This is a genomic window from Pseudomonas sp. BNK-45 (assembly GCF_047456255.1).
Lineage (GTDB): Bacteria > Pseudomonadota > Gammaproteobacteria > Pseudomonadales > Pseudomonadaceae > Aquipseudomonas.
Window position 1 is genome coordinate 3,156,701 of the sequence record NZ_CP179909.1, and the last position, 17,246, is coordinate 3,173,946.

Annotated in this window: 17 protein-coding genes; 10 read left to right on the forward strand and 7 right to left on the reverse strand. The window is 65.4% G+C overall.

Annotated elements, in window-relative coordinates:
• Positions 1-163 precede the first annotated feature (163 nt).
• A complete protein-coding gene (locus tag ACMGG8_RS14665; protein WP_414159798.1) occupies positions 164-2,203 on the forward strand; it encodes an FAD-dependent oxidoreductase in 2,040 nt (679 codons plus the stop codon).
• Positions 2,204-2,275: 72 nt separating this feature from the next.
• Positions 2,276-3,205: a 1-aminocyclopropane-1-carboxylate deaminase/D-cysteine desulfhydrase gene (locus ACMGG8_RS14670; protein WP_414159799.1), complete on the forward strand. Its 930-nt coding sequence runs from the start codon at positions 2,276-2,278 to the stop codon at positions 3,203-3,205.
• Here the strand turns inward: ACMGG8_RS14670 and ACMGG8_RS14675 are convergent.
• From ACMGG8_RS14675 to ACMGG8_RS14685, 3 genes are all read right to left on the reverse strand, one after another.
• Positions 3,196-3,750, reverse strand: coding sequence for a cytochrome b (locus ACMGG8_RS14675; RefSeq protein WP_108546363.1), 555 nt, complete (start codon positions 3,748-3,750; stop codon positions 3,196-3,198). The two genes, ACMGG8_RS14670 and ACMGG8_RS14675, sit on opposite strands and share 10 nt — an antisense overlap.
• A gap of 195 nt (positions 3,751-3,945) precedes the next feature.
• Positions 3,946-4,773, reverse strand: coding sequence for a phosphonoacetaldehyde hydrolase (gene phnX, locus ACMGG8_RS14680; RefSeq protein ID WP_414159800.1), 828 nt, complete (start codon positions 4,771-4,773; stop codon positions 3,946-3,948).
• A 104-nt stretch (positions 4,774-4,877) separates the two neighbouring features.
• Positions 4,878-5,987: a 2-aminoethylphosphonate--pyruvate transaminase gene (locus ACMGG8_RS14685; RefSeq protein ID WP_414159801.1), complete on the reverse strand. Its 1,110-nt coding sequence runs from the start codon at positions 5,985-5,987 to the stop codon at positions 4,878-4,880.
• A gap of 110 nt (positions 5,988-6,097) precedes the next feature.
• On the opposite strand from ACMGG8_RS14685, the gene ACMGG8_RS14690 reads away from it, so the two are divergent.
• A complete protein-coding gene (locus ACMGG8_RS14690; RefSeq protein WP_414159802.1) occupies positions 6,098-6,958 on the forward strand; it encodes a LysR substrate-binding domain-containing protein in 861 nt (286 codons plus the stop codon).
• 201 nt (positions 6,959-7,159) lie between these two features.
• Positions 7,160-7,864, forward strand: coding sequence for a YebC/PmpR family DNA-binding transcriptional regulator (locus ACMGG8_RS14695; RefSeq protein ID WP_060840179.1), 705 nt, complete (start codon positions 7,160-7,162; stop codon positions 7,862-7,864).
• Between the two features lie 68 nt (positions 7,865-7,932).
• On the opposite strand, the gene ACMGG8_RS14700 is transcribed toward ACMGG8_RS14695, so the two are convergent.
• The 4 genes from ACMGG8_RS14700 to zapE all read right to left on the reverse strand — a co-directional run bounded on the left by ACMGG8_RS14700 (position 7,933) and on the right by zapE (position 11,457).
• The gene (locus ACMGG8_RS14700) at positions 7,933-9,246 is read right to left on the reverse strand and encodes a leucine-rich repeat-containing protein kinase family protein (RefSeq protein ID WP_414159803.1); all 1,314 of its coding nucleotides are present in this window, start codon (positions 9,244-9,246) and stop codon (positions 7,933-7,935) included.
• Between the two features lie 97 nt (positions 9,247-9,343).
• Positions 9,344-9,715 carry a hypothetical protein gene (locus tag ACMGG8_RS14705; protein ID WP_414159804.1) on the reverse strand — a complete coding sequence of 124 codons (372 nt, stop codon included), beginning with the start codon at positions 9,713-9,715 and terminating at the stop codon, positions 9,344-9,346.
• Positions 9,705-10,352 (reverse strand): hypothetical protein, encoded by a 648-nt coding sequence (locus tag ACMGG8_RS14710; RefSeq protein WP_173664418.1) that lies wholly within the window; start codon positions 10,350-10,352, stop codon positions 9,705-9,707. Before ACMGG8_RS14710 ends, ACMGG8_RS14705 begins: the two co-directional genes overlap by 11 nt.
• Positions 10,339-11,457: a cell division protein ZapE gene (gene zapE, locus ACMGG8_RS14715; RefSeq protein ID WP_414159805.1), complete on the reverse strand. Its 1,119-nt coding sequence runs from the start codon at positions 11,455-11,457 to the stop codon at positions 10,339-10,341. Before zapE ends, ACMGG8_RS14710 begins: the two co-directional genes overlap by 14 nt.
• Before the next feature lie 240 nt (positions 11,458-11,697).
• On the opposite strand from zapE, the gene ACMGG8_RS14720 reads away from it, so the two are divergent.
• The 6 genes from ACMGG8_RS14720 (at position 11,698) to ACMGG8_RS14745 (ending at position 17,219) form a co-directional block, all read left to right on the forward strand.
• Positions 11,698-12,198: a spore coat U domain-containing protein gene (locus ACMGG8_RS14720; protein ID WP_108546373.1), complete on the forward strand. Its 501-nt coding sequence runs from the start codon at positions 11,698-11,700 to the stop codon at positions 12,196-12,198.
• A 105-nt stretch (positions 12,199-12,303) separates the two neighbouring features.
• Positions 12,304-12,843: a spore coat U domain-containing protein gene (locus ACMGG8_RS14725; protein ID WP_060840173.1), complete on the forward strand. Its 540-nt coding sequence runs from the start codon at positions 12,304-12,306 to the stop codon at positions 12,841-12,843.
• A 19-nt stretch (positions 12,844-12,862) separates the two neighbouring features.
• On the forward strand, positions 12,863-13,399 hold the full coding sequence (locus ACMGG8_RS14730) for a spore coat U domain-containing protein (RefSeq protein WP_414159806.1): 537 nt from the start codon (positions 12,863-12,865) through the stop codon (positions 13,397-13,399).
• A 4-nt stretch (positions 13,400-13,403) separates the two neighbouring features.
• The gene (locus ACMGG8_RS14735) at positions 13,404-13,904 is read left to right on the forward strand and encodes a spore coat U domain-containing protein (protein ID WP_060840171.1); all 501 of its coding nucleotides are present in this window, start codon (positions 13,404-13,406) and stop codon (positions 13,902-13,904) included.
• Between the two features lie 46 nt (positions 13,905-13,950).
• Positions 13,951-14,742: a molecular chaperone gene (locus ACMGG8_RS14740; protein ID WP_414159807.1), complete on the forward strand. Its 792-nt coding sequence runs from the start codon at positions 13,951-13,953 to the stop codon at positions 14,740-14,742.
• A gap of 119 nt (positions 14,743-14,861) precedes the next feature.
• The gene (locus ACMGG8_RS14745) at positions 14,862-17,219 is read left to right on the forward strand and encodes a fimbria/pilus outer membrane usher protein (protein WP_060840169.1); all 2,358 of its coding nucleotides are present in this window, start codon (positions 14,862-14,864) and stop codon (positions 17,217-17,219) included.
• Positions 17,220-17,246 lie beyond the last annotated feature (27 nt).

Consider the following 17,246-nt stretch of genomic DNA (forward strand, 5'->3'; position numbering starts at 1 on the left):
GCCCGTGCCGGCACTTGCCAAGGGGCGCTGCGCGTTTGGATCAATAAGTTGTCAGTTACGGTCATTGAGTGCCGGGTACGGTGCTCTTAGTCTGTGCAGCACTACTGATGGAGGCCGTAGAGCTTCCGCATTTTCCCGTGATTGCCCGATCTGGAGTGACACCATGGCTGGAGCACCTTACCCGCATTTGCTGGCCCCCCTCGACCTGGGTTTCACCACCCTGCGCAACCGCACCCTGATGGGGTCCATGCACACCGGTCTGGAAGAGAAACCCGGCGGCTTCGAGCGCATGGCGGCGTATTTTGCCGAGCGCGCCCGGGGCGGCGTGGGCCTGATGGTCACCGGCGGCATCGGCCCCAACGATGAGGGCGGGGTGTATTCCGGCGCCGCCAAGCTGACCACCGAAGAAGAGGCGCTCAAGCACCAGATCGTGACCCGCGCAGTGCACGAGGCCGGCGGCAAGATCTGCATGCAGATCCTCCACGCCGGGCGCTATGCCTACAGCCCCAAGCAGGTGGCACCCAGCGCGATCCAGGCGCCGATCAACCCGTTCAAGCCCAAGGAGCTGGACGAGGAAGGCATCGAGAAGCAGATCCGCGACTTCGTCACCTGTTCGACCCTGGCCCAGAAGGCCGAGTACGACGGTGTCGAGATCATGGGTTCGGAAGGGTATTTCATTAACCAGTTCCTGGCCGCCCACACCAACCATCGCACCGACCGCTGGGGCGGCAGCTATGAAAATCGCATGCGCCTGCCGGTGGAAATCGTCCGCCGGGTGCGTGAGGCGGTAGGCCCGAACTTCATCATCATTTTCCGCCTGTCGATGCTTGACCTGGTGGAAGGCGGCAGCACCTGGGAAGAGATCGTGCAACTGGCCCAGGCCATCGAGCGGGCCGGCGCGACCCTCATCAACACCGGGATCGGCTGGCACGAAGCGCGGATCCCGACCATCGCCACCAAGGTTCCGCGGGCCGCGTTCAGCAAGGTCACGGCCAAGCTGCGGGGTTCGGTGAGCATTCCGCTGATCACCACCAACCGCATCAATACCCCGGACATCGCCGAGCAGATCCTCGCCGAGGGCGATGCCGACATGGTGTCCATGGCCCGGCCGTTCCTCGCCGACCCGGATTTCGTCAACAAGGCCGCTGAAGGCCGCGCCGACGAGATCAACACCTGCATCGGCTGCAACCAGGCCTGCCTGGACCACACCTTCGGCGGCAAGCTCACCAGTTGCCTGGTCAACCCTCGGGCCTGCCACGAGACCGAGCTGAACTACCTGCCGGTCACGCAGATCAAGAAGATTGCCGTGGTCGGTGCCGGCCCGGCGGGCCTGTCCGCCGCCACCGTGGCCGCCGAACGCGGGCATCAGGTGACCCTGTTCGACTCCGCCAGCGAGATCGGCGGCCAGTTCAACATCGCCAAGCGGGTGCCGGGCAAGGAAGAGTTCTACGAAACCCTGCGTTACTTCAAGCGCAAGCTGCAGACCACCCATGTCGAGCTGTGCCTCGACACCCGGGTGGATGTGGCGCAGCTGGTGGCCGGCGGTTTCGATGACATCATCCTCGCCACCGGCATTGCTCCGCGCACACCGGCGATCCCGGGCGTGGAGCACCCCAAGGTCCTCAGCTACCTGGACGTGCTGCTGGAGCGCAAGCCGGTGGGCAAGAGCGTGGCGGTGATCGGGGCAGGGGGTATCGGCTTCGACGTTTCCGAGTTCCTGGTGCATCAGGGCGTGGCCACCAGCCAGGACCGCGAGGCGTTCTGGAAGGAGTGGGGCATCGATACCCAGCTCCAGGCCCGTGGCGGCGTGGCCGGAATCAAGGCCGAGCCCCACGCACCGGCGCGTCAGGTGTTCCTGTTGCAGCGCAAGAAATCCAAGGTCGGCGACGGCCTGGGCAAGACCACCGGCTGGATTCACCGCACCGGGCTGAAGAACAAGCAGGTGCAGATGCTCAATAGCGTCGAGTACCTGAAGATCGACGATGCCGGCCTGCACATTCGGATCGGCGAAGCGGGTGAGCCCCAGGTGCTGGCGGTGGACAACATCGTCATCTGTGCCGGTCAGGACCCGCTGCGCGAGCTGCAGGACGGTCTGCTGGCGGCAGGGCAGAACGTGCACCTGATTGGCGGTGCCGATGTGGCCGCCGAGCTGGACGCCAAGCGCGCCATCAACCAGGGTTCGCGTCTGGCGGCCGAGCTGTAACGCCCTGGGGGGCAGTCTGCCAGCGTTTCGGGCTGGTAGACTGCGCTCCCTTCTTTGCCGAACCCGCTACCGATGTCCTTCCCCGAATCCTTCGACTGGTTACCCCAGGCTCCGCTGCAACGGCTGGAGCTGGACTGGCTGTCCCGGGCCGGGGTCGAGGTGGCGGTATTGCGCCTGGACCTGATCGATCCGCTGATCAGCGGCAACAAATGGTTCAAGCTCACCGAACACCTGGCGACGGCCCGCAGCCTGGGCGCTCAGGGCGTCATCAGCCTCGGCGGCGCCCATTCCAATCACTTGCATGCGCTGGCCGCCGCCGGCCGGCGTTTTGCCTTTCCCACCGTGGGCCTGTTGCGTGGCCATCCACAGGACACGCCAACGGTGCTCGACCTGCAGGCGTTCGGCATGCGCCTGCACTGGCTGGGCTACGCCGGTTACCGCGAACGCCACGCGCCCGGCTTCTGGGCGCCCTGGCAGGCCCGCTACCCGGCGTTGTACCCGGTGCCTGAAGGCGGCGGTGGGCTGGCCGGTGCCACGGGCTGCATGACCTTGCGCGATCAGGTGCAGCGGCAGTTGCCGAGCCTGGGCTGGAACGACTATCACGCTTGGTGGCTGGCCGCCGGGACCGGCACCACCCTGGCCGGGCTGGTGCTGGCGGAGGCCGGGGCACACCGGGTGTATGGCGCGCTGGCGGTGCCCGAGGATCACGGTGTGGCGCAGCAGGTCGAGGGCATTTTGCAGGAGGCCGGACAGGGGCGCGGCGGTTATCAGTTGCTGGACAGCAGCCGTGGCGGTTTTGCCAGGGTCGACGACGCGTTGCGCGGGTTTATCCGGCTCACCGAGCAGCAGTGCGCGCTGCCATTGGAGCCGTTGTACACCGGCAAGGCCCTGCTGGCCTTGCAGGAGCAGGTAATGGCCGGGCGCTTTGCGCCGGGTTGCCGATTGGTCTTCGTGCACAGCGGCGGCTTGCAGGGCCGCCGCGCGCTGCAGGCTCAGGCCTGACCGCGCTGACGCCACATGCGTTGCAGGGTGTTGTCGCGCATCACGTAGTGGTGATAGAGCCCGGCCAGGGCATGCAGGCCGATCAGCCAGTAACCGACGCTGCCCAGCAGTTCGTGCCAGCCCTGGAACTGCTTGGCCAGGGTCTTGTTCTCTTGCACCAGCAGCGGCAGGTCGAAACCGTAGAACATCACTTGATGGCCCTTGGCGCTGGTGGTCAGCCAGCCGAGGATCGGCATGGCGATCATGAACAGGTACAGCGCCCAATGCATCAGGGTCGACAACAGCCGTTGCCACTGCGGCGGGGTGGGCAGGATCTTCGGCGCCACGCCTTGGGCACGGGCGAACAGACGCAGCCAGACCAGCGCAAACACGGTCAGGCCGAGCATGAAGTGGGCTTCGACAATCAGCGTGCGACCACCACTGCCCTTGGGAAAGATGCCGCGAAATTCGATACAGGCGTAAACCACCGCCAGCAACACCAGCATCAGCCAGTGCAAGGTGATCGTCATGGTGCTGTAGCGCGACTCAGTGTTTTTCCAGGGCATACGGGACATCCTCGGTCATCAGGTCTGAAGCCTCCGTTCTTAATGACGGAGTGCTGTAACTGTAATCCGCTTTCCCCGGGTTTGCCTGAGCCGCTTGTGGCTTTTGTGGCCCGTGCCAGAGCGTTGGCGCCCATAGGACCGAAAAAGAACGGCGATGCTCCTGGCACCGCCGTCCAGGCCCGCCCCAGCGCCTGATCAATGGTTCTGGGGCATTTCCCCTCGGGCCAGGCGCCGGTTGATATCGGCGATGACCTCGGGCAGGTCGGCGATGGTGTCGATCATGTAGTGCGGGCGCGAGGCCTCGAACAGCGCATGGATGCGCTGGCGCTCGCAGGCCAGGGCGTCGCTGGACAGGGCCCGGTAGGCTTCATAGGTCAGGCCCAGGGCGTTGCCCGAGCAGATCAGGGCCACGGTCCACATGCCGGCGCGGCGGCCTTCGAGAATGCCTGGCACGGTGTCGTCGATCTTCACGCAGGCGCCGACATCGTCGATGCCCAGGGCGATCACGTTGGCCAGGGCCTGGGCCGGCCAGGGGCGGCCGTTGGGCACCTCGTCGGTGGCCACCACGTGGTCGGCGACGTAGCCCTTGGTCGCGGCCAGGGCCACCACCTTGTCCATCACCTGTTTGGGGTAGCCGGAGCAGGAACCGATCTTGAGGCCCTGCTCGCGCAGCGTGGCGATCACCTCCAGGGCCCCGGGGATCAGCGCCGAGTGTTCGGCGATCTTGTCGATCTGCAGCGGCATGAAACGCTCATAGATGGCGGTGACGTCGGCGTCGCTCGGGGTGCGGCCGAAGACTTGGCGATAGCGTTCGGCCACCTGCGGCAGGTCGCACAAGGTGCGGATGTGGTCCCACTTGCCCATGCCCATGGGGCCGCGGGCTTCTTCAATGGACACCTGCACATCGAACTCGGCGAAGGCTTCGACAAAGATCTGGGTCGGGGCGAAGGAGCCGAAGTCGACCACGGTGCCGGCCCAGTCGAGGATGGCGGCTTGCAGCTGGGTGGGGGTGCTGTAGTTCATGGTTGCAGTGCCTGTTGTAGGAGCGAGCGTGCTCGCGAAAAAAGGTTTGGGGATCGCGGCGCCTGATTCGCGAGCACGCTCGCTTCTCCAGAGACGCGGTGGCGTCAGAGGTCGAGGACTTGCATCTCCCGCAGGACTTCGCCGATGGCGCTCACCGCGGCCTGCATGCCGTGGCGGTCGACATGGCCGATGCAGCCCACGCGGAAGGTTTCGACCTGGGTCAGCTTGCCCGGGTAGAGGATGAATCCCTTGCGCTTGACCCGTTCGTAGAAGTCCTTGAACTGATAGCGCGGGTCTTTCGGGGCGTGGAAGGTGACGATGATCGGCGCCTGGATCGCCTCCGGCAGAAAGCGCTGCAAGCCCAGTGCGCCCATGCCCTGCAGCAGCGCCCGGCAGTTGTCGGCGTAGCGTGCGTGACGCGCCGGCAGGCCGCCTTGCTCGTTGTATTGCAGCAGGGCTTCGTGCAGCGCGGCCACCACGTGGGTCGGCGGGGTGAAGCGCCACTGGCCGGTCCTGGCCATGTAGTCGTGCTGGTCGTGCAAGTCCATGGCCAGGGAGTGGGCGTTGCCGGCGGCCTGGGCCAGGGAGTGTTTGTCGGCCAGGACAAAGCCCAGGCCGGGCACCCCTTCCAGGCATTTGCCGGAGGCGGCGATCAGCGCGTCGAAGGGGAGGTGCCGGGCATCGATGGGCAGCGCGCCAAAGGAGCTCATGGCGTCGATGATCAGGCGCTTGCCGTGGTCGGCCACCACCCGGGCGATCTCCGGCAGCGGGTTGAGGATGCCGGTGCTGGTTTCGCAGTGGATCAGTGCCACGTGGCTGATGGCGCGGTCGGCCTGGAGCAGGCACTCGACGTCGGCGGCGGTGGTGGGCTGGTCTTCGGCGGTTTCGAAGGTGCTGAAATCCCGGCCGAGCACTTCGCAGATCTTCGCCAGGCGCTTGCCGTAGGCGCCGTTGATCAGCACCAGGACCTTGCCGTCGCGGGGCACCAGGGTGCCGATGGCCGCTTCCACGGCGAACGTGCCGCTGCCCTGCAGGGGCACGCAGTGGTGGCTCTCGGCGCCGTTGACGATGGCCAGCAGTTGCCGGCACAGGCTGGCGGTCAGTTGGTTGAAGCGCTCATCCCATGAGCCCCAGTCCACCAGCATTGCCTGGCGGGTGCGGGCGGAGGTGGTCAGGGGACCGGGGGTCAGCAGGATGGGCTCGGCGACGCTCATGGGGTGTCCTCGAAAAGATGGGGGTGACGCTACGGGGACTAAATTGCAGTTTGCCTTGTCATCAATCAAATTGTTTGTTGTTATGCCAGCCATCAGTGAGGCCGATAGCTATGAACCTGTTTCAACTGCGTGCATTCGACGCCGTGGCCCGTGAAGGCAGCTTCACCCGGGCCGCCGGGCGGCTATTCATCAGCCAGCCGGCGGTGACCGGGCATATCAAGGCCCTGGAAGAGCATTACCAGATCACCCTGCTGCGGCGCACTGCGCGCAGGGTGGAACTGACTGAGGAAGGCATCAAGCTGGCGGCCATCACCCGTGCCATGTTCGGCCTGGCGGAGGAGGCCCAGGCGCTGCTTGAGGCCAACCGGCAATTGCTGACCGGGCGCCTGGAGGTGGCGGCCGACGGCCCGCACCTGGTGATGCCGATGCTGGCCAGCCTGCGGGCGCGATATCCGGGGGTGACGGTCAACCTGCGCCTGGGCAATGCCCAGGAAACCCTGGCCGCCTTGCTGTCCGAGCACGCCGACGTGGCGGTGCTGACCGAGGTCGAACCGCGCAAGGGCCTGTACCTGCAAAGCCTGGGAGAGTCGCGAGTCTGTGTCCTGGTGCCCGCAGGCCACCCCTGGCTGGCGCTGGCCGACGGCATCGCCCTCGAACAACTGGACCAGGTGATCATGGTGCTGCGCGAACCCGGTTCGATCACCCGCCGGACCTTCGATGAAGCCTGCGCGCTGGCCAAGGTCCAGCCGCGGGTGCTGCTGGAGCTGGACAGCCGCGAAGCGGTGACCGAGGCGGTGGCGGCGCAATTGGGGGTGGGCGTCGTCAGCTCGGCGGAAGTCGGCCACGACCCGCGGGTGCGAACCGTGCCGATTCGCGGCGCGGGCCTGGTCAACCGGCACATGCTCGGCTGCATCGAGCGACGGCGTGACCTGCGCCTGATCCAGGCCTTTTTCGCCCTGGCTCCTGCCTGATCTGTCCCCCGCGGGTTGGCACCGGCTTGTCAGGGCACAGACCCGAGTGATCGCCTGCACCGCTCAGGCCGACCGGGGCTGAGGCCGGCAGAGCGGCGGTCGGATACTGACTTTTTGGTCGATCAGGGCCTTGAGGACGTATAAACTTGCCCATCGCGTCGGCCAAATCCAACTCGACGCCATAGATCAAGAGAGTGAGTAATGGGCGCACAGTGGAAGGTTAAACACAAAGAAGCGGCAGCCAACGCCAAGGGCAAGATTTTCGGCAAGCTGGTGAAAGAGATCACCATCGCCGCACGTAACGGCGCTGACGTCGCCACCAACGCCCACCTGCGGCTGGTGGTGGAACAGGCGAAAAAGGCTTCGATGCCGCGTGAGACCCTTGAGCGTGCCATCAAGAAAGGCTCGGGCCAGCTCGGCGAGACCGTGCAGTACCACCGCGTTACCTACGAAGGTTTTGCCCCGCACCAGGTGCCGCTGATCGTTGAATGCGTGACCGACAACATCAACCGCACCGTGGCGGAAATCCGCGTGGCCTTCCGCAAGGGCCAGCTGGGCGCTTCGGGTTCGGTGTCCTGGGACTTCAACCACGTGGGCATGATCGAAGCCTCGCCGGACAGCCCGGACGCCGATCCGGAACTGGCCGCCATCGAGGCCGGTGCCCAGGATTTCGAGCCGGGGGAGGAGGGCGCGACCCTGTTCCTCACCGAGCCTGCGGATCTGGACGCGGTGCAGAAGGCCTTGCCCGAGCAGGGTTTCACCGTGTTGTCGGCCAAGCTCGGCTACCAGCCGAAGAACCCGGTCAGCGGCCTGAGCGATGAGCAGATGGCTGAAGTCGAAGCCTTCCTCGAAGGCCTGGACAACCATGACGACGTGCAGGACATGTTCGTCGGCCTGGCGGGTTAAGACCGCGATTCGCCGGCCAGCCGGCTCCTGCACACCTCTGTAGGAGCCGGCTGGCCGGCGAAGCTGTTTTAAAGCCCCGCCAATTCCTCGCAGACCCGGGCAAAGTCCGGTCGCGCCAGTACCTCTGGCTGACAGCAGCGCTGCCCCAGCGCCGTCAGTTTCTGCTGTTGCCCCAGGCTCAGCGAACCATCCCCACGTTCCAGCAGTTCTTCCAGCAAGATGCCGAAGGCCCGCACTTCCAGGCGTTGCAGCGCGCGGCTTTGCACGGTGTCGTCCTGGGCATGGAAGGATGCCGCGCCAAAATCCCCCAGCAGGCAGTCGCCCTGGGCATTCCACAGGGTGTTGTGGCCATACAGATCGCCATGGGTAATGCCCTGGGCGTGCAGGTGCGCACCCACCGAGGCGATGCCCCGGGCGATGCCCAGGGTCACCTCGGCGTTGAAACAGGCGTTGTCCGGGTAGATGTCCCGGGAGCAGGAGTCCAGGCTCGGCAGCGCCGCCAGGTTGGCAAAGCGTGTGTCGATCAACTGCATCACCAGGCCGTTCTGGCCTTGGGGATGATCCTGGACCCGGCCTTCGACGCGGATCAGGTTCGGGTGCAGTCCGGCGCTGATGCAGGCGTTCATTTCGTGCAGCGGCGAGCCGTCGCTGGTCATCTCGCCCTTGTACAGCTTGACCGCCACCGCGCGTGGCGGTTGCCCGGCGGGTTGCCATTGGGCTTGGTGGATCACCCCCGAGGCGCCTTCGCCCAGGCGCTGTTGCAGGCTCAGTTCGCTCCAGGGAATGCTCGGCGTGGAGGCCAGCGCCGTGGCGTCGGCTTCCGACTCCAGCGGGTTGCCGGCGTAGGCCAGCCAGGTCAGGCGCGGCAGGGCCAGGAGGAACGGCGGCAGTTCGCTCAGTTGGTTGGCGGCGATCCGCAGCAGCTCCAGGCGATGGCACTGGCTCAGGCTTTCGGGCAGCCCGGTCAGGCGGTTGCCGGAGAGCATGAGCTTTTGCAACATCGGACGGTTACCCAGCTCGTGCGGCAATTCACTGATGCAGTTGTCGGTGAGGATCAGCCAGCGCAACTGCGGCGGCAGCGCGGCGGCCGGCACCCGCTCGATACGGTTGGCCTTGAAGCCGATCATGCTCAGTTGCGCGCATTGGCCGACACAGACCGGCACTTCGCGAAACTGGTTGTCCGAGCAGAACAGAATGCGCAGGCGCCTCAGGCGATGCAGGTCATCGGGCAGGCTGTCCAGGGCGTTGCCGCTGAGGTTGAGGATTTCCAGGGAGTCGGCGAGATCGAAGATCTCCCGGGGGAACTCGGTCAGTCCACAGGACAGGTCCAGGCGCTTGATTCCGGCCAGCTGGCCGGCCCGCAGTTGAGCAAGGGTATCCATGAACAGCGTCAACACTCGAATGAAGGACAAGGGCGGGGAGGATAAAGCAGATCGGCCGGTTTTGCTGCCTGGGCGGTGGGTTGTCCTGGGGCGAGGGTTACTGGGTTTCCAGCAGCCTGAAGGTCAGGGCGGCCTGCCGCTGTTGTTCCCAGTAGTCGGCAATCAGCGTGAGCTCGGTCTTCTGGCCTTTGGACCACAGCTGGCAGGCCATTCTCAGGGTGTGCGGATCGGTATGCAGCGGGTAAATGTCCAGTGCAACCCTGCCGGTGCGGTCCGCTTGGCCGGCGATCTCACAAGGAGGCATCGACAGGTGCGCAAGCTGTTCCCCCGAGTGTTCCAGCTCTTCGGTGATCTCCTCATACATGGCCCGGCTGACACCAAACGCCGACAACCCTACCGGGTCTCCATCCTGCAGGGCCCGCAAAAGACCAGCAGCCAGTCGATAGAGCTCATCGCGATCAAATGCCATTGTGAATCGCTCCGAGCAGCCTGCGAAATGCACCCGGTTGCCTGGCGTTGCGGGCCTCTTTGCGCATCGACTCCAGGCTGTGGTGCTCAAAGGTGTGCTTGACCGAACGCGTGGCGGCTCGGCCCAGCGGGTTGCCGGAGTCAAAGTCGCTCTCCAGGGTTGCCACCTGATAGGCGCCCTTGTGGCTCCATTGGTTGAAACGCATGACATGCCGGTCATTGAGGATCACGGCGCCTTCTTGCTTGTCGTCCGAGAAATACCAGGCCAGGTTCGGGCGGATGCCCTTGCCTTTTTGCTCCAGACGTTTGCAGTGCCTGAGCAAGGAGCCAAGGCGTACGCCGCGAACAATGCTGAAGCCGCTGCCCAGCCGTTGCTGGTTGAAGAAGTAGCACTTGAGGATCACTTCCTGCGCCCGTCGGTGGTAAACCGTCGTATGGCTTTTTTCGTAGAAGTGAAAGTCCGCCGGATCGCCGATCAGTTCATAGCCCTTTGCCGCGAGCTCGTCGGCAGAGAACGCCTCCAGGCCGAACAACGGCGGATGTTCGAGCGTTGAGTCGTTCAGGTGCCGCTCTAAGAGCGCGAAAAAGGTGATGGGCAACATTTTCCTACCTATCGGTGGCGGTTCAGCCCAGTGCATGTTCGGGACCGATTTCCCGCAGTTGCCCGAGACGGCTGCGGGTGCGGGCCAGGTCGATGGCGTGGCCGCCCAGACTGTCGCGCAGGGGGCGCTGGCCGATCAGCAGCAGGCGTTTGTCCTGGTCGTAGAGCACGTCGATCAGGTTGATGAAGCGCTGCTGGGCGGCGATCGAGCATTCTCCCAGCTCGGGCAGTTCGTCGATGATCCAGGTATCGAAGCGGCGGCTCAGTTCCAGGTAGTCCATGACGGCCGTGGGCTGTTCGCACAGATCGTTGAATTCAAAACGGATGCTGCGCTGCTGGATCTGGCGCACGGTCAATTGTCGCGCGCCCACGCTCAGTGGCTGCGCCGGGGCGTGGCGGTCCGGCAGTTCCAGGGCCTGGCGCTGGGCCGGGGTGCCGGGCCACACATAGCATCCCTGGGTGAAGACCTGCTGCTCGTGGGTCCTGGCCTGGCTGCGGTAGTCGTGGGGGCCGCCGACTTCCATGACGTGCATGCGCTGCTGGATCAGCTCGATCACCGGCTTGAAACGGGCGTGGTACAGCGGATTGGGCAGCAGGCCTTCGGGCGCGTAGTTGGACGTGACCAGCAGGGTGATGCCGCGTTTGAACAAGGCCTTGAACAGCCGGGTGATGAGCATGGCGTCGCCGATGTCGTGGACATGGAACTCATCGAAACACAGCACCCGGCACTCGTTGAGCAGCTCGTCCAGGGTGGTCTCCAGGGCATCGGCCTGTTGCTGGTGGCGGAACATGCCCTGGTGCAGTTGAGCGAAGAAGTCATGGAAGTGCAGGCGCTGTTTTTCCGCGATGGGCAGGGCGCGGAAGAAGCCGTCCAGCAGCCAGCTCTTGCCTCGGCCGACGGCGCCGTACAGGTACAGGCTCTGGGCCTTGCCGGGGGAGTGCGCCAGGCCTTCGGCCTGCTGGGCCATGCAGTCGATCACCCGCAGCTGGCTGTGGCTCAGGGTGTAGCCCAGGTCCTGGGCCCTGTGGCGAAAGTAGTCGCGGATGACCGCACCGGCAGCGCTCTGACGGTGCGCGGGCCTGGCGAACAGGCGACGCCAGGGAGAGCGGGTCGATGCAGGTTTTGGCGGTAGAGCGGCCAAGAGCGGTTACCTCGATGATTCCGGGCCGCTCACCTTAAAAGCGGCGCGACAATTTAACCAATAGGAAACCTGTCGACCAGCGATCTCTAAAGAGCATCGCTTGGATGCGAGGGGCGGATGGACCGGAGTCCGGCCAATTAATACGCAAACTGGCGGTTTCCCTGCTGCTTGCTAACCTGATTGCAGCAAATGCTTCTCACAAGGATTGAGGCCTTGAATGGATACCAGGGGATGGCAGTCATGAGCGCGTTGCTCTGCGCGACGGCAGGGGCCGCGGATCTGCAGGTGCAGGTCCGGGTTGATGTGCTGCGTGGCTGCCAGTTGCTGGGGCAACAGCGCGAGGCCGGTATCGAACAGCTCGGCACCCTGGATTTCGGCAGCAGCGCGCGTTTGGATGACGCCGCGGGGCCCTTGACCGCTGCGCTGCCCAGTGGCCGCCGACCGCGGCTGGAGTGCAATCCCGATACGCCCTATCAACTGCGCGTCGATGGCGGCCTGCATGGCGGCATCGGCGACGTGCGTTATCTGGCCAGCAACCGCTGGCCGGGCAAACCCATTCCTTATCGTCTGTACCAGGACCCGGCCCGGCGCATACCCTTGCCGGTGAATGTCCCGGTCAGCGGCCGCGTGCCGGATTCCGGCAGCGTGGATCTGCCCCTCTACGGGCGCATCGAGCCCCTGGCCGAGATACCCCGGGCCGGAGGCTATTCCGATCTATTGAAGGTGACCCTGAGCTGGTGAAGGCAGGGCCATGACGACTGCTGCGGGGGATCCCGGGCAGAACAGGGAAAGCCGTCGACGATGGACGGCTCAGGTGGGAGTCCTGATGGAACCGGGATGGCAGCAATGAAGGGCAGGAACTGGACGATCATCGCCTTGGGTTCGCTGTGCCTGCTGGCCGATGACGCCCAGGCGGCGATCAGCGGACAGATTCAGGCGCGCCTGGTGATCCTGGCCAGTTGCCAGGTGAGCAGTGCCGGCAGCGATCCCGTTGCCGCGCCTGTCAGCGACCTGGGTCTGCTCGATTTCGGCCGGCAAGGTCCGACCTGGGTCAACCCGATCAAGGCCAGCCTGACCGACAGCGCCGAAGGCCGCTTGCAGGTGGCCTGCAATCCCTCGGTCACCGGGTTCACCGTGACCATCAATGGCGGCCTCAATGGCGACGGCACGACCCGGCGCCTGAGCAACGGGCGCCAGACCATTCCCTATCGATTGTTCGTCGATGCATCCGGTAGCGACAGCTACAGCATCGGTCAGCAGCGCAATTTCGCAGTGAGCAGCGGCAGGCGGATTCCCATTCCGGTGTTCGGCTCGGTGGTCGCGAATACCCGCGCGGTTCCGGCAGGGGTCTACACCGACACCCTGACCATCACGCTGGATTGGTAACCATGAGAGGACGTACATCATGCACGCGCTTGTATCGAGAATCGGCTGGCCCTTGCTGGGGCTGGTCATGGCCTCAACGGTCAACGCCGCCACCACGGTCACCGGGCAGATCAGCTCGACCCTGATCCTCACCAGCAGCTGCCAGGTCAACGGCGTCGGCGGCAGCACCGGCCTGAACTTCGGCGCCTTGAACTTCGGCACCACCAACAGCCTGTTCACCACGGCCACCGGCCAGGTGCTGGGCGGGGGTGGCGGGGCGCTGTCGATTCTCTGCTCCAGCGGCACCACCCCGAGCCTGACCATCCAGGGCGGCAGCAATGACGGCGAGTCCAGCGGCGGCACCCGGGCGCTGTTCGACGGCGTGGCCAACTACGTGCCTTACGACCTGTACACCGACTCCGGGCACTCGCAGATCGTGGCGATCAATGGGGTGATCAACCTGGCACCGAGCACCGGGGTGGCGCAGACCGTCAACCTCTACGGCCAGGCAGTGGGCAAGGCCGGGCTGCCGGCCGGCACCTACACCGATACGGTGTCCGTGCAACTGACCTTCTGATGCCATGGCCCGCCCCGGATGTGCGCTGCTGGCCCTGATCTGTGCCGGTGCCTGGCCGGTGTGGACCAGTGCCGCCACCAGCCAGAGCTTCCAGGTCAGCGCCACCATCACCGCCGGCTGCCTGGTGGTGGGCGGTGTCAGCAACTACGGCAGTCTGGCGTTCGGCAGCCAGTCGGCGTTGTCCACCAGCACGGTCAGGGTGGCGCTGAGCGCTGGCGTGCAGTTGCAGTGCACCCCGGGGGTGACCCTGAACATGACGGTGGACGGCGGCCAGTACAACAGCAGCGGGCGGCACATGCGGATCAGCAGCGGCAGTTCCCTGGTCGCCTATGAGCTGTTCCGCGATGCGGGGTACAGCCAGAGCCTGGGGATCGGCCAGAGCGTGGCCGTGGCGTATAGCGATGCCAATAACATCAGCCTGCCGATCTACGGACAGGTGCAGTTGCCGGGCAATCAGCCTGGGGGGACGTACAGCGACGTGCTGCAGGTGCAGCTGTCGTGGTGAAGGGGCGAATCGACCATCAGCCGGCAGGCGGACAAGGAGTAGCAGTATGCATTTACTTTTGCGGGGCCTGCAGGCCACCCGTTACTTGACACTGGCCGGGCTGTTGTCCGGTGTGCCCGCGGTACAGGCCGCCAGCTCGGTGCTGATCTGGCCGATCGATCCGGTGCTGGAGGCGGATCAGCAGGCCAGCGCCCTATGGCTGGAAAACCGCGGCACCGAGACTGCCAACCTGCAGATCCGGGTCTTTGCCTGGAGTCAGAGCGGCTTTGCCGATCAGTACCAGAATCAGCGCGAGGTCATCGGCAGCCCGCCGCTGGCGAAGATCGAGCCCGGGCAGAAGCAACTGGTGCGCCTGACCCGCACCCGCGAAGTACCGCCGGGGCAGGAGCTGGCGTACCGGATCATCATCGACGAGATTCCCTCGGCCCAACCCATCACCCCCCAGGACGGTGCCAAGAGCGCTGCGGCGATTCGTTTCCAGATGCGCTACTCGGTGCCGCTGTTCGCCTATGGCGCAGGACTCTGGAGCAAGGAAGACACCACCCGCCAGCGCGATCCCAAGGGCGCCGGCGTACCCGACCTGAGCTGGCGCAAGGTGGCGGTGGACGGCAAGACGTTCCTCGAATTGCGCAATCAGGGCGCGGTGCATGCGCGCCTGACCGATGTCGGGTTCAGGCAGGGGACACAGACCCGGCCGCTGGCGCCGGGCCTGCTGGGCTATGTCTTGCCCGGCGCGGTGATGCGCTGGCCGCTGACGGAGCCCCTGGCGGCCGACGCGACCCTGCAGCTGCGGATCAACGGTGCGTCGCAGGTACAGGCTCTGGCGCCTGCTCGCTGATCCACAGCCGCGGCGTGGCGCTCGGCAAGAGGGCGATCGGGCAGAGCTACGCACGGCTGTGAGCGCGATGGCGCATTCGCCTTGGGATGGAGATGTCCATAGATGGACTTGAATCCGCCATGAGCCGGGATCCGGCTCGTCGTTTCTGGCGCTTGCAAGGGCTGCTGGCCGGTCTGTGGGGCGTGATGCTGAGTGGTCCGCTCCAGGCCGGCGAGTTACCGCCGCCGCCCAGCAGCCTGGAGTCGATGGCCGATGCGCAGTTGTTTCTGGAGTTGGTGATCAATCGGATGAACACGGGCAAGGTGGTGGCGGTGGAGCAGCGCGCCGGACGACTGTTCATGCCGCTGCAGACGCTGCAGGAGGCCGGGATCAAGCTGCCGCAGGGGCTGGGCAGCGAGGTGGATCTGGAGAGCCTGCCGCAGCTGCACAGCGATTACGACAGCCAGGGCCAGCGCTTGCTGCTGGATGTGCCGCCGGACTGGCTGCCGGAGCAGTTCATCGGCAGTCGCCAGGCCTATCCGCGCACCCCGGCGCTGAGCAGTTTCGGCGCGCTGCTCAACTATGACCTGTACCTCAATGACACCGACGACGGCGGCACGTACCTGGCGGCCTGGAACGAAGTGCGGCTGTTCGACACCTGGGGCACCTTGTCCAATACCGGGCAGTACCGGCGGACCCTGTCCGGGGTTGAAAGCGCTTCGCTGAACAATGGCTATCGGCGCTACGACACCACTTGGCGTTTTTCCGATGAGGAGCGCCTGCTGACCTACGAGGCGGGTGACGTGGTGAGCAGCGCCTTGCCCTGGAGCAGTTCGGTGCGCCTGGGCGGGGTCCAGCTGTCGCGGGACTTTGCCGTGCGTCCGGACCTGGTGACCTATCCCTTGCCGCAGTTTGCCGGGGAAGCGGCGGTGCCGTCCTCGCTGGACCTGTTCATCAACGGCTACAAGGCCAGCAGCAGCGAGTTGCAACCCGGTCCCTATACCCTGACCAACATTCCCTTCATCAACGGCGCGGGAGAGGCGGTGGTGGTGACCACCGATGCCCTGGGACGGCAGGTGTCGACCACGGTGCCGTTCTACGTCACCAGCACCTTGCTGCACCAGGGCCTGACGGATTTCTCGCTGGCCGCAGGCAACCTGCGTCGCGACTACAGCTTGCGTGATTTCGGCTATGGCCCGGGCGTCGCTTCCGGCAGCCTGCGCCATGGCCTGAGCGACAGCCTGACCCTGGAGGCCCATGCCGAAGCCGCGGACTCCCTGACGCTGGGCGGATTGGGCGGCAACCTGCGCCTGGGGCAGTTCGGCGTGCTCAATACCGCGCTCAGCCAGAGCCGCTTCGACGGCAGTGGCGGCCAGCAGTTCAGCTTCGGCTACCAGTACAACAACCAGCGTTTCAGCCTGGCCTACCAGCGCATGCAGCGTCGCGACCAGTACGCCGACCTGAGTCTGCTCGACAGCCCCTACACCCGCCTCAGCCAGCGCAGCGAGCAACTGACCCTGAGCCTCAATCTGGAGCGTTACGGCAGCCTGGGGGCCGGTTATTTCGATGTGCTGGCCGCCGATTCGAGCCGCACCCGCTTGCTCAATCTGACCTGGAGCAAACCGCTGTGGCACAACAGCAGTTTCTACCTGTCGGCCAACCGGGAAATCGGCGACAGCCAGTGGGCCATGCAGGCACAACTGGTGATTCCCTTCGATCTGCACGGCAGCCTGAGCCTGAGCAACGAGCGCAGCAAGACCGGGGAAAACCGCCAGCGGGTCAATTTCAGTCGCTCGGTGCCGCTTGACGGCGGTGTTGGTTACAACCTGGGGTATGCCACCGGCGACGGCGCCGACTATCGGCAGGCGGATGCCACCTGGCGCCTGCAGTCGGTGCGCCTGCAAGCCGGGGTCTATGGCACCCGCGAAGCCGAGACTCGCTGGGCCGATGCCAGTGGTTCGCTGGTGTGGATGGACCGTCAGGTGTTCGCCGCCAACCAGATCGACGACGCCTTCGTGGTGGTCAGTACCGGCGGCTACCCGGACATACCGGTGCGCTATGAAAACCAGTTGGTGGGCCGGACCGACGCCAGCGGCCACCTGCTGGTGCCCTGGAGCAGCGCCTACTACCGGGGCAAGTACGAGATCGATCCGCTGAACCTGCCGGCCAACGTGCAGAGTCCGAATGTCGAGCAGCGGGTGGCGGTACGCCGGGGCAGCGGCTATCTGCTGGAATTTCCCCTGGCCCGGGTGATCGCCGCCAGCGTGGTGCTGGTGGATGCCCAGCAACGGGAGTTGCCTCTGGGGAGCAGCGTGACGCACCAGCCGAGCGGGGCCCGGGCGGTGGTTGGCTGGGATGGGCTGGTGTATCTGGAGAACCTTGCGCAACACAACAGCCTGGAAGTCGGCCTGGCCGATGGCCAGCGCTGTCATGCGCAGTTCGACATGGATCTGCAACAGCAGCAGGTGCCGCTGATCGGCCCGCTGGTCTGTCAGTAACGGCAGGATCAAGGCGCAAGGGAGGGC